Source organism: Pseudomonas sp. NFACC43 (assembly GCF_900119645.1).
Lineage (GTDB): Bacteria > Pseudomonadota > Gammaproteobacteria > Pseudomonadales > Pseudomonadaceae > Aquipseudomonas.
This window is the reverse complement of record NZ_FPKK01000013.1, coordinates 87,372-113,711: the sequence shown is the minus strand read 5'-3', so window position 1 is coordinate 113,711 and position 26,340 is coordinate 87,372. Positions and strand designations below refer to the sequence as shown.

The 26,340-nt window shown below is 62.5% G+C and carries 25 protein-coding genes and 1 other RNA gene; 4 read left to right on the top strand and 22 right to left on the bottom strand.

Going from position 1 to position 26,340, the window contains the following annotated elements; all coding sequences use genetic code 11:
* Positions 1 to 7: 7 nt before the first annotated feature.
* From ftsZ to rsmI, 17 genes are all read right to left on the bottom strand, one after another.
* Positions 8 to 1,201, bottom strand: coding sequence for a cell division protein FtsZ (gene ftsZ, locus BT179_RS20900; protein WP_072397020.1), 1,194 nt, complete (start codon positions 1,199 to 1,201; stop codon positions 8 to 10).
* 100 nt (positions 1,202 to 1,301) lie between these two features.
* A complete protein-coding gene (gene ftsA, locus BT179_RS20895; protein WP_053149737.1) occupies positions 1,302 to 2,561 on the bottom strand; it encodes a cell division protein FtsA in 1,260 nt (419 codons plus the stop codon).
* A gap of 15 nt (positions 2,562 to 2,576) precedes the next feature.
* Positions 2,577 to 3,443: a cell division protein FtsQ/DivIB gene (locus BT179_RS20890; RefSeq protein ID WP_042729561.1), complete on the bottom strand. Its 867-nt coding sequence runs from the start codon at positions 3,441 to 3,443 to the stop codon at positions 2,577 to 2,579.
* Positions 3,444 to 3,445: 2 nt separating this feature from the next.
* On the bottom strand, positions 3,446 to 4,411 hold the full coding sequence (locus BT179_RS20885) for a D-alanine--D-alanine ligase (protein WP_072397018.1): 966 nt from the start codon (positions 4,409 to 4,411) through the stop codon (positions 3,446 to 3,448).
* Entirely contained in the window at positions 4,408 to 5,868 is a 1,461-nt protein-coding gene (murC, locus tag BT179_RS20880; protein ID WP_072397016.1) for a UDP-N-acetylmuramate--L-alanine ligase, read from the bottom strand. The genes BT179_RS20885 and murC overlap by 4 nt, the downstream gene beginning before the upstream one ends.
* Positions 5,861 to 6,931 (bottom strand): undecaprenyldiphospho-muramoylpentapeptide beta-N-acetylglucosaminyltransferase, encoded by a 1,071-nt coding sequence (gene murG, locus BT179_RS20875; protein WP_072397014.1) that lies wholly within the window; start codon positions 6,929 to 6,931, stop codon positions 5,861 to 5,863. The genes murC and murG overlap by 8 nt, the downstream gene beginning before the upstream one ends.
* Positions 6,921 to 8,138: a putative lipid II flippase FtsW gene (gene ftsW, locus BT179_RS20870; RefSeq protein ID WP_072397012.1), complete on the bottom strand. Its 1,218-nt coding sequence runs from the start codon at positions 8,136 to 8,138 to the stop codon at positions 6,921 to 6,923. Before ftsW ends, murG begins: the two co-directional genes overlap by 11 nt.
* Entirely contained in the window at positions 8,135 to 9,481 is a 1,347-nt protein-coding gene (gene murD, locus BT179_RS20865; RefSeq protein ID WP_072397010.1) for a UDP-N-acetylmuramoyl-L-alanine--D-glutamate ligase, read from the bottom strand. The genes ftsW and murD overlap by 4 nt, the downstream gene beginning before the upstream one ends.
* 5 nt (positions 9,482 to 9,486) lie before the next feature.
* Positions 9,487 to 10,569, bottom strand: a complete 1,083-nt coding sequence (gene mraY, locus BT179_RS20860; protein WP_072397008.1) for a phospho-N-acetylmuramoyl-pentapeptide-transferase — start codon at positions 10,567 to 10,569, stop codon at positions 9,487 to 9,489.
* The gene (murF, locus tag BT179_RS20855) at positions 10,569 to 11,936 is read right to left on the bottom strand and encodes a UDP-N-acetylmuramoyl-tripeptide--D-alanyl-D-alanine ligase (RefSeq protein WP_072431567.1); all 1,368 of its coding nucleotides are present in this window, start codon (positions 11,934 to 11,936) and stop codon (positions 10,569 to 10,571) included. Before murF ends, mraY begins: the two co-directional genes overlap by 1 nt.
* A complete protein-coding gene (locus BT179_RS20850) occupies positions 11,929 to 13,392 on the bottom strand; it encodes a UDP-N-acetylmuramoyl-L-alanyl-D-glutamate--2,6-diaminopimelate ligase (RefSeq protein WP_072397004.1) in 1,464 nt (487 codons plus the stop codon). Before BT179_RS20850 ends, murF begins: the two co-directional genes overlap by 8 nt.
* Positions 13,392 to 15,131 (bottom strand): peptidoglycan D,D-transpeptidase FtsI family protein, encoded by a 1,740-nt coding sequence (locus tag BT179_RS20845; RefSeq protein WP_172834658.1) that lies wholly within the window; start codon positions 15,129 to 15,131, stop codon positions 13,392 to 13,394. The genes BT179_RS20850 and BT179_RS20845 overlap by 1 nt, the downstream gene beginning before the upstream one ends.
* Positions 15,131 to 15,424, bottom strand: a complete 294-nt coding sequence (gene ftsL, locus BT179_RS20840; protein ID WP_053146444.1) for a cell division protein FtsL — start codon at positions 15,422 to 15,424, stop codon at positions 15,131 to 15,133. The genes BT179_RS20845 and ftsL overlap by 1 nt, the downstream gene beginning before the upstream one ends.
* Positions 15,421 to 16,368 (bottom strand): 16S rRNA (cytosine(1402)-N(4))-methyltransferase RsmH, encoded by a 948-nt coding sequence (rsmH, locus tag BT179_RS20835; RefSeq protein ID WP_072431566.1) that lies wholly within the window; start codon positions 16,366 to 16,368, stop codon positions 15,421 to 15,423. Before rsmH ends, ftsL begins: the two co-directional genes overlap by 4 nt.
* Complete coding sequence (mraZ, locus tag BT179_RS20830) at positions 16,365 to 16,820, bottom strand: division/cell wall cluster transcriptional repressor MraZ (RefSeq protein WP_003205355.1); 456 nt, start codon at positions 16,818 to 16,820, stop codon at positions 16,365 to 16,367. The genes rsmH and mraZ overlap by 4 nt, the downstream gene beginning before the upstream one ends.
* A 308-nt stretch (positions 16,821 to 17,128) precedes the next feature.
* Positions 17,129 to 17,482, bottom strand: an RNA gene (gene rnpB, locus BT179_RS20825) — RNase P RNA component class A.
* Positions 17,483 to 17,556: 74 nt separating this feature from the next.
* The gene (rsmI, locus tag BT179_RS20820) at positions 17,557 to 18,429 is read right to left on the bottom strand and encodes a 16S rRNA (cytidine(1402)-2'-O)-methyltransferase (protein WP_072431565.1); all 873 of its coding nucleotides are present in this window, start codon (positions 18,427 to 18,429) and stop codon (positions 17,557 to 17,559) included.
* 240 nt (positions 18,430 to 18,669) lie between these two features.
* Between rsmI and BT179_RS20815 the strand changes: the two genes are divergently transcribed.
* The 4 genes from BT179_RS20815 (at position 18,670) to BT179_RS20800 (ending at position 22,122) form a co-directional block, all read left to right on the top strand.
* Complete coding sequence (locus BT179_RS20815; protein WP_072396963.1) at positions 18,670 to 20,481, top strand: penicillin-binding protein activator; 1,812 nt, start codon at positions 18,670 to 18,672, stop codon at positions 20,479 to 20,481.
* Positions 20,481 to 20,843 carry a YraN family protein gene (locus BT179_RS20810; protein ID WP_072396940.1) on the top strand — a complete coding sequence of 121 codons (363 nt, stop codon included), beginning with the start codon at positions 20,481 to 20,483 and terminating at the stop codon, positions 20,841 to 20,843. The genes BT179_RS20815 and BT179_RS20810 overlap by 1 nt, the downstream gene beginning before the upstream one ends.
* Positions 20,844 to 20,953: 110 nt before the next feature.
* Positions 20,954 to 21,547, top strand: coding sequence for a phosphoheptose isomerase (locus tag BT179_RS20805; RefSeq protein ID WP_007928463.1), 594 nt, complete (start codon positions 20,954 to 20,956; stop codon positions 21,545 to 21,547).
* Positions 21,544 to 22,122, top strand: coding sequence for a BON domain-containing protein (locus BT179_RS20800; protein WP_072396938.1), 579 nt, complete (start codon positions 21,544 to 21,546; stop codon positions 22,120 to 22,122). Before BT179_RS20805 ends, BT179_RS20800 begins: the two co-directional genes overlap by 4 nt.
* A 182-nt stretch (positions 22,123 to 22,304) precedes the next feature.
* On the opposite strand, the gene BT179_RS20795 is transcribed toward BT179_RS20800, so the two are convergent.
* The 5 genes from BT179_RS20795 to petA all read right to left on the bottom strand — a co-directional run bounded on the left by BT179_RS20795 (position 22,305) and on the right by petA (position 26,087).
* A complete protein-coding gene (locus tag BT179_RS20795; protein ID WP_072396936.1) occupies positions 22,305 to 22,715 on the bottom strand; it encodes a ClpXP protease specificity-enhancing factor in 411 nt (136 codons plus the stop codon).
* A gap of 16 nt (positions 22,716 to 22,731) precedes the next feature.
* Positions 22,732 to 23,349 (bottom strand): glutathione S-transferase N-terminal domain-containing protein, encoded by a 618-nt coding sequence (locus BT179_RS20790; protein WP_072396934.1) that lies wholly within the window; start codon positions 23,347 to 23,349, stop codon positions 22,732 to 22,734.
* Positions 23,350 to 23,500: 151 nt separating this feature from the next.
* Positions 23,501 to 24,283, bottom strand: a complete 783-nt coding sequence (locus BT179_RS20785; protein WP_072396932.1) for a cytochrome c1 — start codon at positions 24,281 to 24,283, stop codon at positions 23,501 to 23,503.
* The gene (locus BT179_RS20780) at positions 24,283 to 25,494 is read right to left on the bottom strand and encodes a cytochrome b (protein WP_053146468.1); all 1,212 of its coding nucleotides are present in this window, start codon (positions 25,492 to 25,494) and stop codon (positions 24,283 to 24,285) included. Before BT179_RS20780 ends, BT179_RS20785 begins: the two co-directional genes overlap by 1 nt.
* A complete protein-coding gene (gene petA, locus BT179_RS20775) occupies positions 25,494 to 26,087 on the bottom strand; it encodes a ubiquinol-cytochrome c reductase iron-sulfur subunit (RefSeq protein WP_039591565.1) in 594 nt (197 codons plus the stop codon). The genes BT179_RS20780 and petA overlap by 1 nt, the downstream gene beginning before the upstream one ends.
* Positions 26,088 to 26,340: the final 253 nt, after the last annotated feature.

Sequence of the window (26,340 nt, the reverse complement as noted above, 5' to 3'; positions counted from 1 at the left end):
CATTTCATCAATCGGCCTGACGACGCAGGAAAGCCGGGATGTCCAGGTAATCCAGATCGTCTTGCGGATTCATCTTCGCGGCAGTCGCAGCACCGGCCTGGGCCTGGTTGCGCATGACGGTCGGACGGTCCAGGTCGCGGTAGTTCACCGCAGGCTGTTCCTGACGAACGGGGGCTTGCTGCTGAGGCTGTGCGGCCATGGCGGTTTGAACGGTGTTGTCGATCACCTTCATCGGCTTCTCGATCTTCGCGCCCAGACCGGTGGCAACCACGGTCACGTGCAACTCGTCACGCATGTCCGGATCGATCACGGTACCGACCTTGACCATCGCGTGGTCGGAGGCGAACGCCTCGATGATGCTACCCACGTCGGAGTACTCGCCCAGGGACAGGTCGGGACCGGCGGTGATGTTCACCAGGATGCCGCGAGCACCTTGCAGGTTCACGTCTTCGAGCAACGGGTTGCGGATGGCCGCTTCGGTGGCCTCGCGAGCACGGTTCGGACCGCTGGCGCAGCCAGTGCCCATCATCGCCATGCCCATTTCGGACATCACGGTGCGTACGTCGGCGAAGTCGACGTTGATCATGCCCGGACGCTTGATGATGTCGGAGATACCGCGAACGGCACCGGCCAGTACGTCGTCGGCCTTGGCGAAAGCCGACAGCAGGCTGGCGTCCTTGCCCAGGATGGTCAGCAGCTTCTCGTTGGGAATGGTGATCAACGAGTCGACGCTCTCGCTCAGCGCGCGGATGCCCTCATCGGCAATCTGCATGCGCTTGCGGCCTTCGAACGGGAACGGACGGGTCACCACCGCAACGGTGAGGATGCCCATTTCCTTGGCCACTTCGGCGATGATCGGCGCCGCACCGGTACCGGTACCACCACCCATGCCAGTGGTGATGAACACCATGTTGGTGCCGGCCAGGACTTCAGCGATGCGCTCGCGGTCTTCCAGGGCAGCCTGACGGCCAACCTCGGGATTCGCGCCGGCACCCAGGCCCTTGGTCACGCCGGTACCTAGTTGCAGGATGGTCCGCGCGCCAATGTTCTTCAGCGCTTGAGCATCGGTGTTGGCGCAGATGAATTCGACGCCTTCGATGTTGCTCTTGACCATGTGATTGACAGCGTTGCCGCCGCCACCGCCGACACCGATTACTTTGATAACCGGGCTAGCGGGGATGTTGTCTACGAGTTCGAACATTTTCCCTCTCCTTACATTCTCTAGTTTTTTTCGCCTACTGCGTTTTTACTGCCTTCCGGCGCCAAGCCTGAGACTCGCCGCCTGAAGTGTTGAACCTGGTTCAGAAATTGCCTTTGACCCAAGCCTGGAGCCGCTCGAAAAGCGGCGCCTTGGGCTCGTCGCTGCTGTAGCTGTCGCGGCTGCCGATCCCCGAGAACGAGATCCCGTCGGACTGTTTCTGCAAGCCGTACATCAACAGGCCCACGCCCGTGGAATAGATCGGGTTGCGAACCACGTCGTCCAGGCCCTTGATGCCATGGGGCACGCCCAGGCGTACCGGCATGTGGAAGATCTCCTCGGCCAGCTCGACCGCGCCTTCCATCTTCGACGTACCACCGGTCAGCACGATGCCGGCCGGGATCAGGTCTTCGTAGCCGCTGCGACGCAGCTCGGCCTGGATCAGCGTGAACAGCTCGTCGTAACGCGGCTCGACCACTTCGGCCAGGGCCTGGCGCGACAGCTCGCGCGGCGGACGGTCGCCAACGCTGGGCACCTTGATGGTTTCACCGGCGCCAGCCAGTTTCGCCAGGGCGCAGGCGTAGCGGATCTTGATTTCCTCGGCGTACTGGGTCGGGGTGCGCAACGCCATGGCGATGTCGTTGGTCACCTGGTCGCCGGCAATCGGGATCACGGCCGTGTGGCGGATGGCGCCTTCGGTGAAGATCGCGATGTCGGTGGTGCCGCCGCCGATGTCCACCAGGCACACGCCCAGTTCTTTCTCGTCGTCGGTCAGCACCGAATAGGCCGAGGCCAGTTGCTCGAGGATGATGTCGTCGATCTCCAGGCCACAGCGACGCACGCATTTCTCGATGTTCTGCGCGGCGTTAACAGCGCAGGTGACCACGTGGACCTTGGCTTCCAGGCGCACGCCGGACATGCCCAGGGGCTCGCGCACGCCTTCCTGGTTATCGATCACGTAGTCCTGCGGCAGGGTGTGCAGCACACGCTGGTCAGCCGGGATCGCCACGGCCTGGGCTGCGTCCAGTACGCGCTCGAGGTCGGCGGAGCTGACTTCGCGATCACGGATCGCCACGATGCCGTGGGAGTTCAGGCTGCGGATGTGATTGCCCGCCACGCCGACGAACGCCGAGTGGATCCGGCAACCGGCCATCAGTTGCGCCTCTTCGATGGCGCGCTGGATCGACTGCACGGTGGACTCGATGTTCACCACCACGCCTTTCTTCAAGCCGCGGGACGGATGGGTGCCGATCCCGACGATGACCAGCGTGCCGTCGTCCGCGACCTCACCTACCAGCGCAACCACCTTGGAAGTGCCGATATCCAGCCCGACGATCATTTTTCCGCTTTGCACGTTTGCCATGGGTCCTGCCTCTTCTTAATTCTTCGCGACGGCGGGTTCGGCCGTCGTGGGCGCCACAGGTTCCCGCCAGCCGACGGCCAGGCCGTTGGCATAGCGCAGATCGATGCGCGCGATGTTCGTAATCTGTTCTTTGAGCGTCTTGTCATAGATGGCGATGAAGCGGCGCATCTTTTCCACCAGGTTGCCGCGACCGAGCAACAGCTCGATGCCCGGTCCCGAGCTGCCCGCGCCAGTGGTCAGGAACCAGCTGCCGCGCTCGCGCAATTCCAGGCGCGCGATGGAGAAGCCCAGCGGCCGCAACATCTGACTCAACACCTGGTATTGCTGCATCACCTGCTGCTGGGCCCGCTGAGGGCCGAACAGCTGTGGCAAATGTTCGTAGTTGGCCAGTTCCCGTGGCGTGAACGCCTGCCCCTGGTTGTTCAGCAACGACTCGTCGCCCCAACGGGCCACCGGCAACTGTTCCTCCAGGCGGATCGACACCTGGTCGGGCCACACCCGGCGGACCTCGGCGTGGGCGATCCAGGGCATCTGCTCCAGCTCCGTGCGCATGCCCGCCAGGTCGATGGTGAAGAAGCTCGACGCCACGAACGGGGCGATCCGCTGCTGCACCGCTTGCTGGCTGATGTAGCTCAGGTCGCCCTGGACGTTGATCCGCGCGATCGGCCGGTCGGCATAGGGCAGCAGCCGTTGCGCCCCTTCATACGTACCGAACCCCAACGCCACCAGCAGTACCGGCCAGAACAGGCTCTTCAGGAAACCAAAATTGGCTTTCGGCAGGCGCGCCGACATCGGCTCCTTGGCCACCATTCGGCTGGCACCCCGCGGCACCGGCTTGCGGCCGGGTGCGGAGGGCTGATGACGAAGCGATGCGCCTTGCATGCTTAACCTCTTGCCTCTTGCGTGCCGACACTGGCCGCCAGGATCGACAGCACCAGTTGCTGGAAATCCAGACCGGCGGCACGGGCCGCCATCGGTACCAGGCTGTGATCGGTCATGCCCGGAGCGGTATTGACCTCCAGGAACCAGAACTGCCCCTCGGCGTCCTGCATCACGTCCGCCCGGCCCCAACCGGCGATACCCAGCGCCTCACAAGCCTTGGCCGTGAGGTCCATCAGTTCTTTTTCCTTGGCGGCGTCCAGCCCGCAGGGAATGCGGTACTGGGTATCGTTGGCGATGTACTTGGCGTCGTAGTCGTAGAACGTGTGCGGCGTGCCCAGGGCAATCGGGGGCAACACCTGGTCACGCAGGGTGGCGATGGTGAACTCGGGACCGGTGATCCACTGCTCGACCAACACTTGCGAATCGTAGGAACTGGCGTCTTTCCATGCCGCGGTCAATTCAGGCAGCGAATTCACTTTCGCCATGCCGATACTTGAACCTTCATGGGCCGGTTTGACGATCAAAGGGAAGCCCAGTTCCGTGGCCGCCGAAATACAGTCGGCCTCGGATGCCAGCACGGCATGCCGCGGCGTCGGAATGCCGAGGCTGTGCCAGACCTGCTTGGTGCGCAGCTTGTCCATCGCCAGCGCGGAAGCCAGGATGCCGCTGCCGGTGTAGGGGATGCCCAGGCATTCGAGCAGGCCCTGCATGCTGCCGTCTTCGCCGCCGCGCCCGTGGAGAATGATGAATGCGCGGTCTATCTTTTCGCTCAGCAGGCGCTGCAGCAAGTCATCGCCCACGTCGATGCCGAACGCATCGACACCGGCGCTTTGCAGGGCTTCGAGCACGGCCCTGCCGGATTTGAGGGACACCTCGCGCTCGGCGCTCTTGCCACCGAACAGCACGGCGACACGGCCGAAAGCTTTCGGGTCGAGGGTCGAGACCAGGTTGGCGTAGGCAGCAGTCATTTCAGTTTCCCCTCGCTGGATGCCACGACGGCCCCGGCGAATAACGGACTTTTCAACAGTTTCGGAGCGAGCCCGCCGATGTCGCCGGCACCCTGGCACAGCAGGATGTCACCGGCGCGCAGCAGCGGCTTGACCAGCGGCGCCAGGTCCACGCCGCGCTCGATGTAGATCGGGTCCAATTGGCCGCGTTGGCGAATGCTGTGGCACAACTGGCGGCTGTCGGCACCGGGAATCGGCTCTTCGCCGGCCGGATAGACTTCCATCAACAGCAGCACGTTGGCATCGGCCAGCACCTGGACGAAATCGTCGTACAGGTCGCGGGTACGGCTGTAGCGGTGCGGCTGGTAGACCATCACCAGGCGCCGCTCCGGCCAGCCACCGCGCACGGCCTTGATCACCGCCGCGACTTCGGTCGGATGATGGCCGTAGTCGTCCACCAGCATCACGTTGCCGCCATCCACCGGCAGTTCGCCGTAGACCTGGAAGCGCCGGCCCACGCCCTGGAACCCGGAGAGCCCCTGGACAATGGCTTCGTCGCTGACACCTTCGTCGGTGGCGATGCAGATGGTTGCCAGTGCATTGAGCACGTTGTGGTTACCCGGCATGTTCACCGACACATCCAACGGCTCGCGCTCGGGACGCAGCACGGTGAAGAAGGTCTGCATGCCCTGCTGGCGTACATTGATGGCCCGCACATCGGCGTCTTCACCGAACCCGTAGGTCACGGTCGGCCGCTTGATCAGCGGCAGGATCTCGCGTACGACCGGGTCGTCCAGGCACACCACCGCCAACCCGTAGAACGGCAGGTTGTGCAGGAACTCGACGAAGGTCTTCTTCAGTTTGTTGAAGTCGCCATCGTAGGTTGCCATGTGGTCGGCATCGATGTTGGTCACCACCGCCACCAGCGGTTGCAGGTGCAGGAAGCTCGCATCGCTCTCGTCGGCTTCGGCGATCAGGTAGCGGCTGGTGCCCAGTTGGGCATTGGTGCCCGCGGCGTTCAGACGGCCACCGATGACGAAGGTCGGATCCAGGCCTCCGGCGGCGAACACCGAGGCGATCAGGCTGGTGGTGGTGGTCTTGCCATGGGTGCCGGCCACGGCGATGCCGTGGCGGTAGCGCATCAGCTCGGCCAGCATTTCGGCGCGTGGCACCACGGGAATACGGCGTTCCAGGGCAGTGGCCACTTCAGGGTTGGAAGTGTTCACGGCACTGGACACCACGAGCACGTCGGCATTGGCGGCGTTCTCGGCGCGGTGGCCGATGAAGATCTGCGCACCGAAGGACTCCAGTCGCTCGGTGACCGGCGAAGCCTTCAAGTCGGAGCCTGAAACTTCGTAGCCCAGGTTCAACAGCACTTCGGCGATGCCGCACATGCCCACTCCGCCGATCCCGACGAAGTGGATGCGGCGGATACGGCGCATTTCCGGTTGTGGCATGGCTTTGCGATTCTCAACCATGGGCCACCTCCAGGCAGGTATCGACCACTTGGGTCGTAGCATCGGGTTTGGCCAGGCGGCGCGCGGCGCGGGCCATGTCTTCGAGTCGTTGCGGCTGCATCAATACCTCTGTCAGGCGCGCGGCGAGATCCGCGGCGCCAGTCGTTCTTTGCGGCATCAGGAAGGCAGCGCCTTCACGGGCCAAATAATCGGCATTACGGGTCTGGTGATCGTCGATGGCGTGGGGCAGAGGCACCAGCATCGAGGGCAGACCGGCGGCAGCCAGTTCACTGATGGTCAGCGCGCCTGCGCGACAGATCACCAGGTCGGCCCAGCCATAGGCCTGGGCCATGTCTTTGATGAAAGGCTGCACTTGCGCCTCGACGCCTGCGGCGCGGTAGCGCTCGGCGGTCACTTCATCGTGGTTCCTGCCGGCCTGATGAAACACTTCCGGCCGCAGTTCGGGGGCGACCTGCGACAAGGCTTCGGGCAGCAGTTTGTTCAACGGTTCCGCTCCCAGGCTTCCGCCCAGGACCAGCAAACGCGCCTTGCGTCCGGCCAGGGCCGGGCGCGGTGTATCGAGAAACAGCTCGGTACGCACCGGATTGCCGGTGGTGCGCCGGCTGCCCGACAGGGTAAAGGTGTCGGGAAAGGCTTCACAGACCCGGGCGGCCAACGGCACGAGTAACCGATTGGCGGTACCGGCCACGGCGTTCTGCTCGTGAACGATCACCGGTACGCCGGCCAGTTTCGCCGCGACCCCACCGGGACCGGTCACATAACCGCCAAACCCCACCACGCATACCGGCCGCAGCCGCCGAATGATCGCCCGCGCCTGCCAGATCGACCTGAGCAGCATCAGTGGCGCCTTGAGCAACGACAACCGGCCCTTGCCTCGCAGCCCGCTGGCGTCGATCCGGTGCAGCTCCAGGCCGGCGCCGGGCACCAGCTCGTTCTCGATGCCCCGCGGCGTGCCCAGCCAGTGCACGGTGTAGCCACGGGCCTGGAACTCACGGGCACAGGCCAGCGCCGGGAACACGTGCCCGCCGGTACCGCCCGCCATGATCAGCACGTTAGCGCCCATGAGTCGGCTCCTCGGCGAAGTCGCTTTCATGGAATTCCATTTCTTCGCTGCCCAGGTGAGTCCGGCTTTCCCATTCAATGCGTAGCAGCAGGCCCAGGCAGGCGCAGCAGATCACCAGGGAACTGCCGCCATAGCTGAGAAATGGCAGGGTCAGGCCCTTGGTCGGCAACAGGCCGACGTTCACCCCGATATTGATCAAAAATTGACCGATCCACAGGAACGACAGGCCGTACGCCACGTACGCGGCGAAAAACTGTTTGGCTTTCTCGGCCCACAGGCCGATGTACATGCCCCGCACGCAGACGAAGACGAACAGCGCGACGGTGCACAGCGAACCCACCACGCCCAGCTCCTCGGCCAGGACCGAGAACACGAAGTCGGTGTGGGCTTCCGGCAGGTAGAATTGCTTCTGCACGCTGTTGCCCAGCCCAACACCCAGCCACTCCCCGCGCCCGAAGGCGATCAGGGCCTGGGTCAGCTGGTAGCCGGAACCGAACTGGTCGGCCCACGGGTCGGTGAAGGTGATCAGGCGCGCCATCCGGTAGGGCTGCGCCTGTACCAGTACGGTCACGGCCGCGACCGCCAGCGCCACCATCAGGATGAAACGGAACAGTCCGACGCCCCCCAGGAACAGCATGGCCGCCGCAGCGCCCATCATCACCACCGTGGCACCGAAGTCCGGCTCCATCAGCAACAGGCCCGCCATGGGCAGCAGGACGATGAATGGCTTGAAGAAGCCCATCCAGCTCTCGCGCACTTCCTTCTGGCGCCGCACCAGGTAGCCGGCCAGGAAGAGCACCACGAAGACCTTGGCGATTTCCGAAGGCTGCACGTTGAAGAAGCTGAAGCCGATCCAGCGCATCGAACCGTTGACCTCGCGACCGATCCCCGGCACCAGCACCAGCACCAGCAGGCCAAAGGCGCCGAGCAGCATCATCCAGCCCAGGCGTTGCCAGGTGGCGATCGGCACCATCATGGTGACGATGCACGCGCCCAGGCCGATCACCAGATAGATCAGGTGACGGATCATGTGGTAAAGCGTGTTGCCCGATTGCACCGCGGCCACTTCCGAGGACGCCGAAGTGATCATCACCAGGCCCAGGCCCAGCAGCGCCAGGCAGCCGGCAAGCATCGGGAAGTCCAGGTCGATGCCACGGCCGGTGATCAACGGCGACGGGTACGGCTTGATGATATTCATGAGGCTCATGCCAAGTCCTCCGCCGCCCGGGCAAACAGCTGCCCACGCTCTTCGTAGTTCTTGAACATGTCGAAACTGGCGCAGGCCGGCGACAACAGCACCGCGTCGCCCGGCTGGGCAAGGGCGCGACATTGCCGCACGGCCTCGTCCAGGGAGTCGACGCGAACCAGCGGCACGGCATCGCCGATGGCCTGGGCAATCAATTCGCGGTCACGCCCCATCAGCACCACGGCGCGGCAGTTGGCCGCCACCGGATCGCGCAGGTCCTTGAAGTCGGCGCCCTTGCCGTCGCCGCCGGCGATCAGCACGAGCTTGCCCTGGATGTCCGCGCCCAGGCCTTCGATGGCGGCCAGCGCAGCGCCGACGTTGGTGGCCTTGGAATCGTTGTACCAGGCCACGCCATCGAGGTCGCGCACCCACTGGCAACGGTGCTCGAGCCCGGCGAAGGTCCGCAGGGCCGAGAGCATGGCATCGAACGGCAGGCCGACCGCATGTCCAAGGGCCAACGCCGCCAGGGCATTGGCCTGGTTATGGGCGCCACGGATCTTGAGCTCGCGCACCGGCATCAGGTTCTGGAATTCGAAGGCCAGGTATTTCTCGCCATTCTCTTCGCGCAACCCGAACCCTTTGAAGTCCGGTACCCCCAGGCCAAAGGACCAGCACGGCATGCCCTCGCCCAACAACGGGCGGGTCAGGGCATCCTGGCGGTTGAACACCACTTGCCGGGCGCCCCGGAAGATCCGGTGCTTGGCCAGGTGATAGGCCGGCAGGCCGCTGTAGCGGTCCATGTGGTCTTCGCTGATATTGAGCACGGTGGCCACTTCGGCGCCCAGGTGGTCGGTGGTTTCGAGCTGGAAGCTCGACAGCTCCATCACATACAGCTCGACGTCATCGCTGAGCAGGTCCAGGGCCGGAGTGCCCAGGTTGCCACCGACGGCGACCCGCTTGCCGGCGGCCGCGGCCATCTCGCCCACCAGGGTGGTGACGGTGCTCTTGGCGTTGGAACCGCTGATGGCAACGATCGGCGCCTTGGCGTTGCGGGCGAACAGCTCGATGTCACCGGACAATTTCACGCCACGGGCAGCGGCCGCCTGCAGGGCCGGCGTCGCCAGGGCCAGGCCGGGACTCACGTAGAGCTCATCGGCGCGGCACAGGAACTCGACGTCCAGCTCGCCACAACGCACGTCCACCTGCGGATAGTCGCGACGCAACGTCGCAAGCTCAGGTGGATTCTCCCGCGTATCGGCCACGGCAAACGACACGCCCCGGTTCGCCAGGAAGCGAACCAGGGACATGCCGCTCTTGCCGAGGCCGACAACGATGCGGAAGTGGTCAGAAGCGATCAGGGACACTCGTTCTACCTCAGTTTCAGGGTGGCAAGGCCGATCAGCACCAGGATCACGGTGATGATCCAGAAACGGACGATCACGCGTGGCTCGGGCCAGCCCTTGAGTTCAAAGTGGTGGTGGATCGGTGCCATGCGGAATACGCGGCGGCCGGTCAATTTAAAGGAAGCAACCTGAATGACGACTGACAGGGTCTCCATCACGAACACGCCGCCCATGATGAACAGGACGATTTCCTGGCGAACGATGACGGCGATGGTGCCCAGGGCCGCGCCCAGCGCCAGGGCGCCGACGTCGCCCATGAAGACTTGCGCCGGGTAGGTGTTGAACCACAAGAAGCCCAGGCCGGCACCGATCAGGGCGCCGCAGAACACGATCAACTCACCCGCCCCCGGTACGTAGGGAATCAGCAGGTATTCGGCGAATTTCACGTTACCCGACAGGTAGCAGAATATCCCCAGCGCGCCGCCGACCATGACCGTGGGCATGATCGCCAGGCCGTCGAGGCCGTCGGTGAGGTTGACCGCGTTGCTGGAACCGACGATCACCAGGTAGGTCAGCACGATGAAGCCGGCGCCCAGCGGGATGCTGTAGTCCTTGAGCATCGGCAGGATCAGGGTGGTTTCCACCGGCGAGGCGGCGGTCATATAAAGGAAGATCGCCGCGCACAGGCCGAACACCGACTGCCAGAAATACTTCCAGCGGCTTGGCAGCCCACGAGAGTTCTTCTCGATGACCTTGCGGTAGTCGTCGACCCAACCGATGGCGCCGAACAACAGGGTCACCAACAGCACGACCCAGACGTAGCGGTTCGCCAGGTCGGCCCAGAGCAAGGTGCTGATGCCGATGGACGACAGGATCAGCGCACCGCCCATGGTGGGAGTACCGGACTTGGACAGGTGCGACTGCGGGCCGTCGTTACGCACCGACTGGCCGATCTGCAGGTTCTGCAGGGTGCGGATCATCCACGGGCCCAGGAACAGCGACAACGACAACGCGGTCAGCACGCCCAGGATCCCGCGCAGGGTCAGGTACTGGAAGACCGCGAAGCCTTTGTGGAACTGTTGCAGGTACTCCGCTAGCAGCAGCAGCATCAATGTTTCTCCATACGGGTGCCGCACAGCGCCGCGACGATGTTTTCCATCGCGGCGCTACGAGAGCCCTTGATCAATAAAGTGGTGTTCGGGTCTTGTTCGGCACCCAGGGCCTCGATCAGCTCGGCCTGAGTGGTGAAATGCCGCGCGTGCTCGCCAAAGGCGGCGACCGCATGGGCCATCATCGGGCCGACCGCATACAGCGCGTCGACCTTGCCACGGGCATAGGCCCCGACATCGTGATGGCCTTGCTGCGCCCACTCGCCCAGCTCGCCGATATCCCCCAGCACCAGCACGGTGCGACCGGAGAACCCGGTCAGGATATCCACCGCTGCGCACATGGACGTCGGGTTGGCGTTATAGGTGTCGTCGATCACGCGCATGCCGTTACTGGCCAATTGCGCGACCGAGCGCCCCTTGACCGGTTGCACCGCGTTCAACCCGGCGACGATGCCCGGCAGCGAAATGCCCAGGGCATGGGCAGCCGCCGCCGCGGCCAGGGCGTTGGCAACGTTATGGGTGCCAAGGAGGTTCAACTGGACCCGCTCGGCGCCGTCGGGACCGTGCAGGTTGAAGGCCGGGCAGCCGCGGGCATCGCGATCGAGGTCGCTGGCATGGAAGTTCGCGGCGAGGTTGCTCAGGGCGAAGGTCAGCACCTTGCGCTCACCGGCCCGGGCCTTCCAGATTTCGAAAGCCTTGTCATCGAGATTCAACACGGCGACGCCATTGGCATCCAGCCCCTCGATGATCTCGCCCTTGGCCTCGACGATTTTCTCCGGACCGCCGAACTCGCCGACGTGGGCGGTACCGGCATTGTTGAGCACCGCCACGTGAGGCCTGGTCATGGCCACGGTGTAGGCAATCTCGCCGAGCCGCGAGGCCCCGAGCTCGATGACGGCGGCACTGTGTTCCGGCGCCAGCTCCAGCAGGGTGAGGGGTACGCCGAGGTCGTTGTTCAGGTTGCCACGGGTCGCCAGCACTGGCCCACGGGTGCGCAGGATGCTGGCAAGCATTTCCTTGACCGTGGTCTTGCCGCTGGAACCGGTGATGGCCGCGACCGGCTTGTCGAACGCCGCACGGTTCAATGCGCCCAGTTGGCCCAGGGCCTGGCGGGTGTCATCCACCCGCAATTGCGGCAACGTGCTGTTGCTCACTTCCCGCTCGACCAACGCGGCGACCGCGCCTTTGGCGGCGACCTCGTTCAGGTAGTCATGGCCGTCGAAACGCGGCCCGGCCAGGGCCACGAAGAGCTGCCCGGCGACAATGGCCCGGCTGTCGATGCTCACGCCGTCGAAGGTAGCGTCCGCGGCGACGAGGCGCCCGTTCAAGGCATGGGTCAGTTCACTGAGTTTCAAGGCCTTAAGCATGGGCCACCTCCCACGCGGTCAAGGCATGATCGGCTTCCACCAGATCGGAGAAAGCGTGGCGTTCGCCATTGATTTCCTGATAGTCCTCGTGGCCCTTGCCAGCCAGGACAATGACGTCGTCCGCCGAAGCGCCAGCGATCAATTGCGCAATCGCCTGAGCACGGCCGGCCACGAACGTGACGTTATCCACAGCGGTGAATCCGGCGCGGATGTCGTCGAAAATCCGCATCGGGTCTTCGGTCCGCGGGTTGTCGTCGGTGACCAGCACGCCATCGGCCAGCCGCTCGACCACTTCGGCCATCAGCGGACGCTTGCCGCGGTCGCGATCGCCACCACAGCCGAACAGGCACAGCAACCTGCCCCGGGCGTGAGGCCGCAGGGCCGTCAGGACTTTCTCCAGGGCATCGGGGGTATGGGCGTAATCGACCACCACCAGCGGTTGCGTACCGCCACCCAAGCGCTGCATGCGACCGGCCGGGCCTTCGAGTTTCGGCAGGACCTTGAGGATTTCATCCAGCGGGTAGTCCAGGCCAAGCAAGGCGCCCACCGCGGCCAGCACGTTGCTCAGGTTGAAACGCCCCAGCAAGGTGCTGCGCAGGTGATGTTCGCCCTGGGGCGTGACCAGCGTGGCGCGCACGCCTTCGTCGGTGAATTGCGCCTGGCGTATATAAAGGTAGGCGCTGGCATCTTCCAGGCTGTAGGTGATCAACCGGGACTCGCGGTGCTCGGCGGCCAATTGCCGGCCGAACGCGTCGTCGATATTGATGACCCGGCATTTCAGGTCGTTCCAGGCAAACAGCCGTGCCTTGGCTTCGCCATAGGCCTGCATCGTGCCGTGGTAATCCAGATGGTCGCGGGACAGGTTGGTCAACACCGCGACGTCGAATGCCAGGGCGGTCACGCGGCCCTGGTCCAGACCGTGGGAGGAAACTTCCATGGCCACGGCCTTGGCCCCAGCCTTCTTCAGGTCGGCCAGGGTCGCCTGCAAGGCGATCGGGTTCGGCGTGGTATGCAGGCCGCTTTCCAGCGCTGCGTGGAAACCATTGCCCAGTGTCCCGACAATGCCGCAATGCTGGCCCAGCAGGTCCAGCGCCTGGGCCACCAGTTGGGTAACGCTGGTCTTGCCGTTGGTGCCGGTCACGCCAATCAGGTTCAGGTGACGGCTCGGCTCGCCATAGAAGCGACCGGCGATATCCGACAGCTGCGCCGCCAGCCCCTTCACCGGGATCAGCGGGACATCGGTGATCGGCAGCACGGTGGCGCCTTCCACTTCATAGGCCACGGCGGCAGCCCCGCGCTTCAAGGCATCGGCGATATGGGCACGGCCATCGGAACGCGCGCCCGGCACGGCCAGGAACAGATCCCCGGCACGGACGTTGCGGCTGTCCAGGGCCAGTTCGCGAATCAGCAGATCGTGACCGGCGTGGGCGAATATCTTGTTCAGGCTCAGGGACATCAGCCACGCCCTCCATCGGCTTTCAAGGGGACGACCGGCGCGGTACTCGCCTGCTGGGTCGGCGGCAGGTTATCCGGAGTAATGTTCATCAGGCGCAGGGTGCCGGACATGACCTTGCTGAAGACCGGCGCTGAAACCAGGCCACCGAAGTAACCGGCCTTGCTCGGCTCGTCGATGACCACCACGATGGCGTAGCGAGGGTCGCTCATCGGGCCGAAGCCGGCGAACAGCGAACGGTAGGAGTTCTCGGCATAGCCCTTGGTCCCCACGGAGGTCTTGCGGGCCGTACCCGACTTGCCCGCGACGTGATAGGCCGGCACCTGGGCGCGATACACCCCGCGCGGCGCCTCGATCACCTGCTGCAGCATGCCCTGCATGGTCTTGGCGACATTCTCCGGGATCACCTGGGTGGTTTGCGGCGGCTTGTCGGATTTGATCAGGGTCAGGGGTGCGATACGGCCATTGTTGGCCAACGCCGAAAATGCGTGGACCAACTGGATCGCCGTCACGGAGACACCGTAGCCATAGGACAGCGTGGCCGTTTCGGCCTTGCGCCATTCCCGATAGTTCGGCAGGTTGCCGACACGTTCACCCGGGAACCCCAGGCCGGTGTCCTGGCCGAGGCCGATCTTCTGGGCCAGGCGGTAGATCGTTTCGCCGCCGATGTCGAAGGCGATCTTGCTCATGCCGACGTTACTGGAATTGATCAGGATACCGGTCAGGTCGAGCACCGGGCCTTCGGTCTTGGACACGTCGCGAATGGTGTACTTGCCGATCTGCAAGGTCCCCGGATACACCTCGACGGTGTCGCTCGGTTTCCAGCGTCCGGTCTCCAGGGCGGCGGCCATGGAGACCGCCTTCATGGTGGAACCAGGCTCGAACACGTCGATCATCGCGCGGTTACGCATCATCGCCGGCTGCAGGTTGCGACGGTTGTTGGGGTTGTAGGTCGGCTGGTTGACCATGGCGAGGATCTCGCCGGTCTTCACGTCCATGATCACCAGGCTGCCGGCCTTGGCACCGTTCTCGACGATGGCATTGCGCAGCTCGCGGTTGGCCAGGTATTGCAGGCGCAGATCAATGGACAACGCCAAGGGCTTTCCGGCCTTGGCGTTTTTGGTGACCTGGACATCCTTGATCAGCCTGCCGCGCCGATCCTTGATGACTTGCCGCTTGCCGGCCACCCCGGCAAGCCATTCATCGTAGGCCAGTTCGACCCCTTCCCTGCCGCGGTCATCGATGTCGGTGAATCCGACCATGTGGGCCGTGACTTCCCCGGCGGGATAGAAACGCCGGAACTCTTCGATGCCATAGACACCCGGCACCTTCAGGTCGAGCACGCTCTGGCCCTGTTCCGGGGTCAGGCCGCGAACCAGATAGATGAACTCCTTGTTGGCCTGGGCTTCGAGACGCTCGGCCAAAGCCTTGGGATCCTGCCCGAGAGCGGCCGCCAGGGCGGGCCACTTGTCCTTGGCCAGCTGCATTTCCTTGGCATTGGCCCACAAGGTGGTCACCGGCGTACTCACGGCCAGGGGTTCGCCATTGCGGTCGGTGATCAGGCCGCGGTGAGCCGGAATAGGAATATGACGCACACTGCGGGCGTCACCTTGCCCCTTGAGGAAATCACGGTCGACGACCTGCAGGTCGATGATGCGCCACGAAATGGCAGCCACCATGATCCCGAGCAACCCCAGGACCAGACGGAACCGCCACGGGAACAGCGCCCCTTCGAGCTTCATCATGGCGCCACCATCTGCACTTCGGCAGCGCCCGGGATGCGCATTTTCAGTTGTTCGGTGGCCAGCACTTCGATACGGCTATGGGCCGTCCAGGTACTTTGCTCCAGGATCAACCGCCCCCATTCGGCCTGCGCCTTGTCGCGCACGCTCAGTTCGTTGTAAAGCGTATTGAGCAGCTGACGGTTCCAGTGGGCACTGTAGGACACGGCAATGGCCGACACGAGCACGCCGATAAACAGCAGCAGCATGAAAAAGCTGCCGCCTGGCAGGGGCTTGGCGAAGAGCCGGCTCACCGCAACTTCTCCGCGACACGCATGACGGCACTACGGGCGCGTGGATTGGCCTTGAGCTCAGCCTCGGAGGCGAACCGGGCCTTGCCGTGGATCTTGATCCTGGGCACGAAGGCTTCGAAACGCACCGGCAGGTTGCGCGGCAGGTTATCGGCTTCGCCCTTGGTCAGCTTGCGCATGAACAGCTTGACGATACGGTCTTCCAGGGAATGGAAGCTGATCACCACCAGCCGACCACCGATCTCCAGCGCATCGAGGGCCGCTTCGAGGCCGGCTTCGAGATCGCCCAATTCATTATTGACGTGGATGCGCAGCCCCTGGAAAGCACGGGTCGCCGGATTCTTGCCCTTTTCCCACGCCGGATTGGCGACCTTCAGCACTTCGGCCAGGTCACCAGTGCGTTCGAAAGGCTTGATCTCGCGCCGTTCCACCACGGCACGCGCCATGCGCCCGGAAAAACGCTCTTCGCCATATTCCTTGAAGACGCGGGCGATTTCTTCCATTGGGGCGGTATTGACGAACTCGGCCGCACTGATGCCACGGGAAGGATCCATGCGCATGTCCAGCGGGCCATCGTTGAGGAAACTGAAACCGCGCTCCGGGTCGTCCAGTTGCGGCGAAGACACGCCCAGGTCGAGCAGGACGCCGCTGACCTTGCCGGCCAGGCCCCGCTCGGCGACTTCCGAACCCAGCTCGGCAAAGCTGCGCTGCACAACGACAAAGCGGCCGTCTTCGGCCGCCAGCGCTTGCCCGGTGGCAATCGCTTGAGGATCCTTGTCGAACCCCAGCAGCCGGCCGTCCGGACCGAGCTGGCTGAGAATCAGCCGGCTGTGCCCACCGCGCCCGAACGTGCCGTCCAGATAGCAACCATCAGGACGTACGGCGAGAGCGTCGACGGCCTCGTCCAGCAGTACGGTGATGTGTTTGAAGCCGCTATCAATAGTCACAGGATCAGATCACGCAGTTCATCGGGCATGGCACCCGGTTGTTGAATAGCAGCGAGGTCGGCGGCGGAAACCGCATTCCAGGCATCTTCGTCCCACAATTGGAACTTGTTCAGTTGGCCCACCAGCATCGCGCGCTTGTCCAGCTTGGCGTATTCGCGCAGGCGCGGCGGGACCAGGAAACGACCACTGCCGTCGAGCTCGAGATCGACGGCATTACCGATCAGCAAACGTTGCAGACGGCGGTTTTCTTCACGCAGCGAAGGCAGTGCGCGCAGTTTGGTTTCGATGATTTCCCATTCATCGAGGGGGTAGACGCACAGGCAGGGGTCAACAGCATCGATCGTGACGATCAATTGCCCGGAACTACGCGAAACGAGCTCGTCACGGTACCGGCTCGGCATGGCGAGACGGCCCTTTGCATCGAGACTGATGGCGTTAGCTCCGCGAAACACGTCAGCGTTTCTCCCAGATTCAGCGTTTTACCGCCCAAAAAACCCACTTCATGCCACTTTCCTCCACTCGCGCACACTATAGGAACGCGCCCACTGCACCGTCAAGGCGCGGATTGAAGGAAAAGCCTTATAGATCGGAGATTTAGGAGCGGATCTGGAGGGCTAACAGGAATCTGACGTAGGATTTTTCACCATAATTCGAGCGAACACAGGAAACTGCGCTCACAAGTTAAAGTGATTTGTTAAGAGTAAGATTTTTTTGGTATTAGCAACTGCTGCTGCCGATGATTTCAGCAGGGAGGGAAAAGGTGGAGAGTCGATCTGTAAGCCGGGTTCTGTCTTGAACAGTCATTCGTCTACGATGGCCATCACTGGACATCTTTAGCAACCTACCCGGTCCCAGCGCGGGCCACGCCTTGGGACCCTATTTGGTCTTGCTCCAAGTGGGGTTTACCTAGCCACGAACTGTTGCCAGCCGTGCGGTGCGCTCTTACCGCACCTTTTCACCCTTACCGGCGCCGAAGCGCTTAGGCGGTTATTTTCTGTGGCACTTTCCGTAGGCTCGCGCCTCCCAGGCATTACCTGGCACTTCGCCCTATGGAGCCCGGACTTTCCTCCCCCCCCTAATTCTCATAGAGGGCAGCGACTGTCCGATCGACTCTCCGCCGCGAAGGTTAACGGCAGAGCGTGCGAAGAACAAGCGCTAAAAGCCTTTGGCCAGGTTGCCTGTCCGGTTTTACCGGGCCTTCTGTTTATCCAGCGCTACCTGATACAGCACGTTCTTGCGCTCGCCGGTAATCTGCGCGGCAAGCGCGGCGGCGCGCTTGAGCGGCATTTCCTCGAGCAACAGGTCCAGGATGCGCATCGCCTCGCCGCTGACACCCTCCTCATTTTCCGGCGCCGTCCAACCTGCCACCAGCACCACGCATTCGCCACGCTGCTGGTTGCTATCGTTTTCGACGAAAGCCCGCAACTGCGCCAACGGTAGCCCCTTGAGGGTTTCGAAGGTCTTGGTCAGCTCGCGGGCCAGTAGCGCCGGGCGCTCGGGACCGAATACCGACTCCATGTCCTGCAGGCATTCCAGGATCCGATGCGGTGCTTCGTAGAAAATCAGGGTACGAGGCTCCTCCTTTATAGACTCCAGGCGCGCCCGCCGCCCCACCGCCTTGGCCGGCAGGAAACCTTCGAAGATGAAACGGTCCGACGGCAGGCCGGCCGCCGACAACGCTGCGATCAGCGCGCAGGCTCCCGGCACCGGTACGACATTGATACCGGCGGCACGGGCCTGGCGCACCAGATGATAGCCGGGGTCGGAAATCAGCGGCGTACCGGCATCGGAAATCAGCGCAACGTTATCGCCCGCCAACAGGCGCGTGATGAAGCGACTGCCTTCATCGCGCTCATTGTGCTCATGGCAGGCCGCCAACGGCGTGCCTATGCCGAAATGCTGCAGCAGACGCTGGGAATGGCGCGTGTCTTCGGCCGCGATCAGGGCAACATCCTGCAGAATCTTCAGCGCCCGGGCGCTGATATCGTCCAGGTTGCCGATGGGCGTCGCCACCACATAAAGCGAGCCGGCGGCGGAATTCAAAGCACCTGGAACAGTCAAAGCGCATACCTCATGATCGGTAAAACCGCCATTGTAGCGTGTGCCGGCCGTCTCGGCTGTTCACTTCAGCCATTGTGGCCAGGGAGCGCGCCCCCTGGCCACAGGTCAATACCTGACTTTTGTGGCGCGCCGCACCCTTTGAAATAGCTAAATCGATCGATTCACGCCACCGACATCGCACCCCGGCCAGCGCTTGGGTACAATTCGACGCTAATTTGATCTCGTATCAGGAACATTTACATGATCGCTTGCCTGCGGCTGTTTTCCGCTCTCTGCCTCGCTGCCCTTCTGGCGGCCTGCGCCAGCTCGCCCTCGTCCAGCCTTGGCGAGCTTCCACGGACCCCGGATGCCAGTATCGAGCAACTGCTCGAACAGGCCGCCCAAAGCAAAACTCCGGAAAAAGCCGCCCTGCTGCGCCTGAGCGCGGCGGACCTGGCCTACCGTCAAGGCAATGCCGGCCAGTCCGCGCAGATCCTGCAACAGGTGCCGCTGGAACAGCTCAAGCCTGGCCAGCAGATCTTCGCCAGCACCCTGTCGGCGGAACTGGCCATGACACGCAATCAGCCCAAGGCGGCGCTGGCTGCCCTGAGCCATCCGAGCCAGCAGCACCTAGGCGAAATGCCGGTTGAACAACAGATCCGTACCGGCACCGTGCATGCCCGTGCCCTGGAGGCCGATGGCCAGACCCTGGCGGCCGCCCGGGAACGGATCTTCATCGCACCACTGCTCGAGAACGAGGCCGCGGCGAAAAACCACGAAGCCATCTGGTCGCTGATCGCCTCGCTGCCCACCGATCAACTGCAACCGAGCACCACCGATGACCTCGGAGGCTGGCTGAGCCTGGCCCGTGCGGTGAAAACCGCCGGCACCCTGGAGCAGCAGCAGGCCGCCATCGATAGCTGGCGCGAGCAGAATCCCAAGCATCCCGCCGCGATCCAGCTGCCGACACCCCTGGTCAAGCTCAAGGAGCTGGCCAGCCAGCCACTGAGCAAAATCGCATTGCTGCTGCCCCAGAATGGCCAGCTGGCTACGGTTGCCAAGGCCCTGCGCGAAGGCTTCATGGCCGCCCACTACCAGGCCCAACAGGCCGGGCAGAATCCACCCAGCATCCAGTTCTACGACAGCACCAACCTGACCTCCATGGACGAGTTCTATCGCAAGGCCCAGGCGGACGGCGTGCAATTGGTGGTAGGCCCCCTGGAAAAACCGCTGGTCAAGCAGATCAGCACGCGGCCGCAATTGCCGATCACCACCCTGGCGCTGAACTACAGCGAAGGCGAGCAAGGCCCACCCCAGCTATTCCAGTTCGGCCTGGCTCCGGAGGACGAAGCTCGCGAAGTCGCTCGTCGCGCCCGCGCCGACGGCCTGCATCGCGCGGCCGCGATGGTGCCGAAAGGCGAATGGGGTGATCGGGTACTGAAGGCCTTCAGCCAGGACTGGCAAGCCAACGGCGGCACCATCGTCGCTATCGAACGCGTCGACCAGCCAGTACAACTGGCCCAGCAGATCGCCGACATGTTCCAGCTGCGCCAGAGCGAAGCCCGCGCCAAGAGCCTGCAGAGCACCGTGGGCACCACGGTTGCGGCCCAGCCGTCCCGTCGCCAGGACATCGAATTCATTTTCCTGGCCTCGACTCCGCAACAGGCCCAGCAGATCAAGCCGACCCTGAACTTCCAATACGCTGGCGACGTGCCGGTCTACGCAACGTCCCAGGTGTTCAGTGCCAGCGGCGACCAGAACCAGTACAACGACATGAACGGTATCCGTTTCTGCGAAACCCCGTGGCTGCTCGATGCCAACGACCCGCTGCGCAAGCAGGTCACCGCACAATGGCCCCAGGCCGGCGGCAGCCTGGGCCGGTTGTACGCGATGGGCGCGGATGCCTACCGCCTGGCGCCACGCCTGGGTCAGCTCAAGACCCTGCCGGACAGCCGTATCGAAGGCCTGTCGGGTAGCCTGGCGGTGTCGCAATCCCAGCGGATCCAGCGGCAACTGCCCTGGGCCGAGTTCGTCAACGGTCAAGTGCAGCGCCTGCCGGACACTCAGCGCTGATGCCCGAGCGATCACGCCAGCAAAGCGGTCGGAATGCCGAGGGCCTCGCCCTCGCGCATCTCCAGCAACACGGTCTGCGCCTGGTGGCGCAGAACTGGTTGTGTAAACGCGGCGAGCTTGATCTGGTCATGCTTGATGGCGATACAGTAGTATTTGTCGAAGTCCGCTACAGAAAAAACACCCAATGGGGTGGCGCCCTCGACAGCATCGACGCGCGCAAGCGCCAGAAGCTGATATTCGCCGCGCAGTATTTTCTGCAATGCGAATCTCAATGGGCCGATCACCCCTGTCGTTTCGACGTGGTTGCCATCGACAGCAACGCCGATCAGTTGAACTGGCTACAGAACGCCTTCGACAGTTGAACGCCAACGTCATGACGAACCGGGCCGGACACCTTCATTCAATTTTTGCTCTTTGCTTTGCGCGCCGCACACGCCTGTGCCGATAAGTCGCGCTACTTAAGGTCACACAGATGGACATGCAATCGCGAATCCGCCAGCTTTTTCAGGCCAGTATCGACACCAAGCAGCAGGCGATGGACGTACTTGCACCGCACATCGAGCAAGCCAGCCAGGTGATGGTCAACGCCCTGCTCAACGAGGGCAAGATGTTGTCGTGCGGCAACGGCGGCTCGGCCGGCGACGCCCAGCACTTCTCGTCGGAGCTGCTCAATCGCTTCGAGCGCGAGCGCCCGAGCCTGCCGGCCATCGCCCTGACCACCGACAGCTCGACGATCACCTCCATCGCCAACGACTACAGCTACAACGAAGTCTTCTCCAAACAGATCCGCGCCCTGGGCCAGCCTGGCGATGTATTGCTGGCGATCTCCACCAGCGGTAACTCGGCCAACATTATTCAGGCGATCCAGGCCGCACATGATCGCGAAATGATTGTCGTAGCATTGACCGGACGCGATGGCGGCGGCATGGCATCACTGCTCTTGCCCGAGGACGTCGAGATTCGCGTACCGGCCAATGTCACCGCACGTATCCAGGAAGTCCACCTGCTGGCGATCCACTGTCTCTGCGACTTGATCGACAGCCAACTGTTCGGGAGTGAAGAATGACCCCTAATCGCCTTGGCCTTCTGGCCCTGACCCTGTGCCTCGGCATCAGCGGCTGCACATCGGTGGTGAACGCCAGCCGGGAGAAGCCGATTGAAGACGACCGCGGCACCCGCACCTTCGGCAGCAAGATCGACGACTCTCTGATCGAAACCAAGGCCGGCGTGAACATCGCCAAGGCCGACCCGGACCTGGACAACAACTCGCATATCGTCGTCACCAGCTTCAACGGTGTCGTGCTGCTGGCCGGCCAGACCCCGAGGGAAGACCTCAAGGCCAAGGCCGAGCAAGCCGCCAGCGCCGTGCAACGGGTCAAGACCGTCCATAACGAGTTGCAGGTCCTGCCACCCTCCTCGCTGCTGGCGCGCCAGAACGACGCCTGGCTGACCACCAAGATCAAGACCCAGATGCTCACCGATGCCAGTATTCCAGGCTCGCGCATCAAGGTCGTGACCGAGAACGGTATTGTTTATCTGCTGGGTCTGCTGACCAAGCAAGAGGCCGCCCAGGCGACCAATCTGGTGCAGGGAGTTTCCGGGGTGCAGAAGATCGTTAAGTTGTTTGAGTATATTGACTGAGGGCAGTTGCGGTTCTTGATGCTGCGCTTGGCTTGGCTGGAAAACGGTGCTTCTTCAGATGGGGAAGTGCCGTTTTTTTTGGGGGGTTGGTTTGTGTGTATATCCGTTTCTGCGGAACCGTAAGCAGCCGTTATCGAAGAAACGGATATACACACCAAGCAGTCAAAAAAAACGGCGCCCCGCTACTTCACCACCTTAAGACTAGGCCGCCCACTAGGCCGCGGCGGCTCGTCATCCGGCGGCAAGTCATCATCCGCCTCATACTCATCCTCGCCATCCAATGGCGCTTCCAACTCGAACACCATGCCCTGGCCATTCTCCCGGGCGTAGATCCCGAGGATCGAAGCAATAGGCACATACAGCGTGTGCGGCACACCACCAAAGCGCCCTTCGAAACTTACGGCGTCGTTGTCCATGTGCAGATGGCGCACGGCGGCCGGCGAAACGTTGAGGACAATCTGCCCATCACTGGCAAAACCCTGCGGCACCTGCACCGAAGGATACTCGGCGTTGACCAGCATATGCGGGGTGCAATCGTTGTCCACAATCCACTCATAGAGCGCGCGGACCAGATAAGGTCGACTGGAGTTCATAGCGGCTCCCTAAGCCTCAGCGCATGTCGCGCTCGACACCAGACAGGCTTGCCTGGAACGTCTCACGCGCGAATTGGCGCTCCATATAATCAAGCAGCGGCTTGGCGGGCCGCGGCAGTTCGATACCCAGAATCGGCAAACGCCAGAGTATGGGCAATAGGCAGCAATCCACCAGACTTTGTTCCTCACTGAGGAAAAACGGTTTGTCGATGAACAGCGGCGATACGCCTGTCAGGCTTTCGCGCAATTCCTTGCGCGCGACCACCCGATCCGACTCCTTGGTTCGCGGATCCAGGATCAGGTCCACCAATCCGCACCAGTCGCGCTGGATACGATGAATCAGCAGACGGCTGTTCGCACGAGCGACAGGGTACACCGGCAGCAAAGGTGGATGCGGATAACGCTCATCCAGATATTCCATCACCACGGTCGACTCCCATAACGCCAGGTCACGATCGACCAGCGTAGGCAGGCTACCGTAAGGGTTCACCTCGATCAGCTTTGGCGGTTGACGACCCGCCTCGACATAAATGATCTCGGCGCTGACACCTTTCTCTGCCAGTACGATACGTACCCGGTGGGAATAGTGGTCGGCGGGGTCGGAGTAACAGGCCAACCGATTGGTCACGCCCATGGCGATCCTCCTCGCTTGTTGAAATTCTTGAAAAACGGAAAAACGAGCGCGCCCAGAGGGCGTCTCCCGTAACACCTGGCCAACCAGGCTCGTTACACCTTCAGAGACGCCCTTGGGCGCGCACGATTAACAGCAACGGCTTACAGCTTTATCAATGTACGTCTTTCCAGTATTCACGCTTGAGCAGATAGGCGAATACGAAGAAGAACGCCAGGTACAGCAACACGTAGGTACCAATGCGCTGGTGCTCCAGCTTCACCGGGTTCGCCGAGTAAGCCAGGAAGGTTACCAGATTCTTGACCTTCTCATCGAACTGCTCGGGAGTGAGGCTGCCGGTATTGGGCAGGATCGTCAACTGGTCACAGGCCTCATGGGTCAAGGCAGTGCCGGTCAGCGGGTCGAATTGCTTCTTGCCGTCCTCGACGATCTGGACCTGCTTGCAGCCCACGACCTGGCGACCCTGCAGGCCAACCAGGACGTTCGGCATGCCCACGTTCGGGAAGACCTTGTTGTTCACGCCCCATGGACGCGCCGGATCTTCATAGAACGAACGCAGGTAGCCATAGAGCCAGTCGGTCCCGCGCACGCGAGCGACCAGGGTCAGGTCGGGCGGCGCGGCGCCGAACCAGGTCTTGGCGTCTGCCGGCTGCATGCCGATGTTCATGTGGTCGCCCAACTTGGCGCCGGTGAATACCAGCTTCTCCAGCATCAACTCATGAGGGATGCCCAGGTCATTGGCCACGCGCTCGTAACGCTGGAACTTGGCACTGTGGCAGCCCATGCAGTAGTTGGCGAAAGTACGGGCACCGTCCTGCATGGCGGCCTTATCGGAAACGTCGATGTCGACTTTTTCCAGTTCTGGTCCGCCGTGTTCGGCCGCGAAGGACAGGACAGGCATGGCAGCGAGAATCAATACAGCGAATAGTTTTTTCATCAGCCAGTCACCCTTTCCGGAACCGGTTTGGTCTTCTCGAGCCTGGTATAGAAAGGCATCAGAATGAAGTAGGCGAAGTACAGGAAGGTGCAGACCTGCGACAGCAACGTACGACCCGGCGTTGGCGCCAATACGCCCAGCACGCCCAGGATCACGAACGAGATGCAGAACACCACGAGCCAGATCCGGCTCAGCCAGCCTTTGTATCGCATCGACTTGACCGGACTGCGGTCCAGCCACGGCAGCACGAACAGCACCGCGATGGCCGCGCCCATGGCGATGACCCCCAGCAGCTTGTCCGGAACCGCCCGCAAAATCGCGTAGAACGGTGTGAAGTACCAGACGGGAGCGATGTGCTCAGGCGTCTTGAAGGCGTTCGCCTGCTCGAAGTTCGGTTTCTCCAGGAAGTAACCGCCCATTTCCGGGAAGAAGAACACGATGGAGCAGAAGATGAACAGGAACACCACCACGCCGACGATATCCTTCACGGTGTAGTACGGGTGGAAGGCAATGCCATCCAGCGGTACGCCGTTTTCGTCCTTGAGTTTCTTGATATCCACGCCGTCAGGGTTGTTCGAACCGACTTCATGCAGCGCCAGGATGTGCAGCACCACCAGGCCGAGGATCACGATCGGCAGGGCCACCACATGCAGGGCGAAGAAGCGGTTCAAGGTGATACCCGAGATCAGGTAGTCGCCACGGATCCACTGGGTCAGGTCGTCGCCGATGACAGGAATCGCACCGAACAGCGAGATGATCACCTGGGCACCCCAGTAAGACATCTGGCCCCACGGCAGCAGGTAGCCCATGAAGGCCTCGGCCATCAGCGCCAGGTAGATCAGCATGCCGAAGACCCACACCAGCTCACGAGGCTTCTGGTACGAACCGTAGAGCAGGCCGCGGAACATGTGCAGGTAGACCACGATGAAGAATGCCGAGGCACCGGTGGAGTGCAGCAGACGCAGGATCGAGCCGTACTCGACGTCGCGCATGATGTACTCGACGGAGGCAAACGCCTCTTCCGCCGACGGGGTGTAGCTCATGGTCAGCCAGACACCGGTAACGATCTGGTTGACCAGAACGAGCAGTGCCAGGGAGCCAAAGAAGTAGAAGAAGTTGAAGTTCTTCGGGGCGTAGTACTTGCTGAGATGGTCTTCCCACATTTTGGTCGCGGGAAAGCGCGCATCGAACCAATCCATTAATTTGCTCATCACGCTTTCTCCGTATCGACGCCAACGACAATGATGTCATCGGTCTCATAGGAATGCGGGGGAACTGGCAGGTTCAGAGGTGCGGGTTGCGACTTGTAGACGCGACCGGCCAGGTCGTAATGGGAGCCGTGGCAAGGGCAGAAATAGCCGCCGACCCAATCCTTGCCCAGGTCGGCAGGAGCCACTTCGGGACGGAACGTTGGCGAGCAACCCAGGTGCGTACAGATACCGATCAGCAGCAGGACTTCCGGCTTGATCGAACGCGTTTCAGGGTTGACGTATTCCGGTTGGACCGAGTTCTTGGAGGATGGGTCGGACAACTGACCCTCGATCTTTTTCAGATTCCCCAGGATTTCCTCCGTACGGCGGACGATGAACACCGGCTGGCCGCGCCACTCAGCAATCATCTGCTGGCCTGGCTCGATCTTGCTGACATTCACTTTCACCGGTGCGCCGGCAGCTTTCGCCTTGGCGCTGGGAAACCATGACCCCACGAACGGGACCGCAGCCCCCACCGCTCCTGCAGCACCCACCACGGATGTGGCTGCTACCAGGAAGCGACGCCGGCCTGCATTCACGCCGTCATTGCTCATTCAGTCCTCTCCCATCAGCTTTGTGGCCTGTTGAATCAGGCGTCTACTAAGTAAAAATCTGAACTTATAAAAATTTTGCCGAATGGTAATGAAAACCCCCAATTCTGACAAGGTAATTACCGAGCGGTCATACCGCCAAGCCTTGTAGTATAGGGACTCTACGGATGTGGCAAGTTGTCACAGCAAATTATTTTACCCATAAAAAAACGCCCAGCTCCGTATGGAACTGGGCGTTTTTTTGAACGCGAAGACG

Excerpts from the sequence above, each read along its gene's own strand:
- ftsZ (WP_072397020.1), bottom strand. The coding sequence starts at position 1,201 with ATGTTCGAACTCGTAGACAACATCCCCGCTAGCCCGGTTATCAAAGTA.
- ftsA (WP_053149737.1), bottom strand. The coding sequence starts at position 2,561 with ATGGCAAACGTGCAAAGCGGAAAAATGATCGTCGGGCTGGATATCGGC.
- BT179_RS20890 (WP_042729561.1), bottom strand. The coding sequence starts at position 3,443 with ATGCAAGGCGCATCGCTTCGTCATCAGCCCTCCGCACCCGGCCGCAAG.
- BT179_RS20885 (WP_072397018.1), bottom strand. The coding sequence starts at position 4,411 with ATGACTGCTGCCTACGCCAACCTGGTCTCGACCCTCGACCCGAAAGCT.
- murC (WP_072397016.1), bottom strand. The coding sequence starts at position 5,868 with ATGGTTGAGAATCGCAAAGCCATGCCACAACCGGAAATGCGCCGTATC.
- murG (WP_072397014.1), bottom strand. The coding sequence starts at position 6,931 with ATGGGCGCTAACGTGCTGATCATGGCGGGCGGTACCGGCGGGCACGTG.
- ftsW (WP_072397012.1), bottom strand. The coding sequence starts at position 8,138 with ATGAGCCTCATGAATATCATCAAGCCGTACCCGTCGCCGTTGATCACC.
- mraY (WP_072397008.1), bottom strand. The coding sequence starts at position 10,569 with ATGCTGCTGCTGCTAGCGGAGTACCTGCAACAGTTCCACAAAGGCTTC.
- murF (WP_072431567.1), bottom strand. The coding sequence starts at position 11,936 with ATGCTTAAGGCCTTGAAACTCAGTGAACTGACCCATGCCTTGAACGGG.
- BT179_RS20850 (WP_072397004.1), bottom strand. The coding sequence starts at position 13,392 with ATGTCCCTGAGCCTGAACAAGATATTCGCCCACGCCGGTCACGATCTG.
- BT179_RS20845 (WP_172834658.1), bottom strand. The coding sequence starts at position 15,131 with ATGAAGCTCGAAGGGGCGCTGTTCCCGTGGCGGTTCCGTCTGGTCCTG.
- BT179_RS20815 (WP_072396963.1), top strand. The coding sequence starts at position 18,670 with ATGATCGCTTGCCTGCGGCTGTTTTCCGCTCTCTGCCTCGCTGCCCTT.
- BT179_RS20810 (WP_072396940.1), top strand. The coding sequence starts at position 20,481 with ATGCCCGAGCGATCACGCCAGCAAAGCGGTCGGAATGCCGAGGGCCTC.
- BT179_RS20805 (WP_007928463.1), top strand. The coding sequence starts at position 20,954 with ATGGACATGCAATCGCGAATCCGCCAGCTTTTTCAGGCCAGTATCGAC.
- BT179_RS20800 (WP_072396938.1), top strand. The coding sequence starts at position 21,544 with ATGACCCCTAATCGCCTTGGCCTTCTGGCCCTGACCCTGTGCCTCGGC.
- BT179_RS20795 (WP_072396936.1), bottom strand. The coding sequence starts at position 22,715 with ATGAACTCCAGTCGACCTTATCTGGTCCGCGCGCTCTATGAGTGGATT.
- BT179_RS20790 (WP_072396934.1), bottom strand. The coding sequence starts at position 23,349 with ATGGGCGTGACCAATCGGTTGGCCTGTTACTCCGACCCCGCCGACCAC.
- BT179_RS20785 (WP_072396932.1), bottom strand. The coding sequence starts at position 24,283 with ATGAAAAAACTATTCGCTGTATTGATTCTCGCTGCCATGCCTGTCCTG.
- BT179_RS20780 (WP_053146468.1), bottom strand. The coding sequence starts at position 25,494 with ATGAGCAAATTAATGGATTGGTTCGATGCGCGCTTTCCCGCGACCAAA.
- petA (WP_039591565.1), bottom strand. The coding sequence starts at position 26,087 with ATGAGCAATGACGGCGTGAATGCAGGCCGGCGTCGCTTCCTGGTAGCA.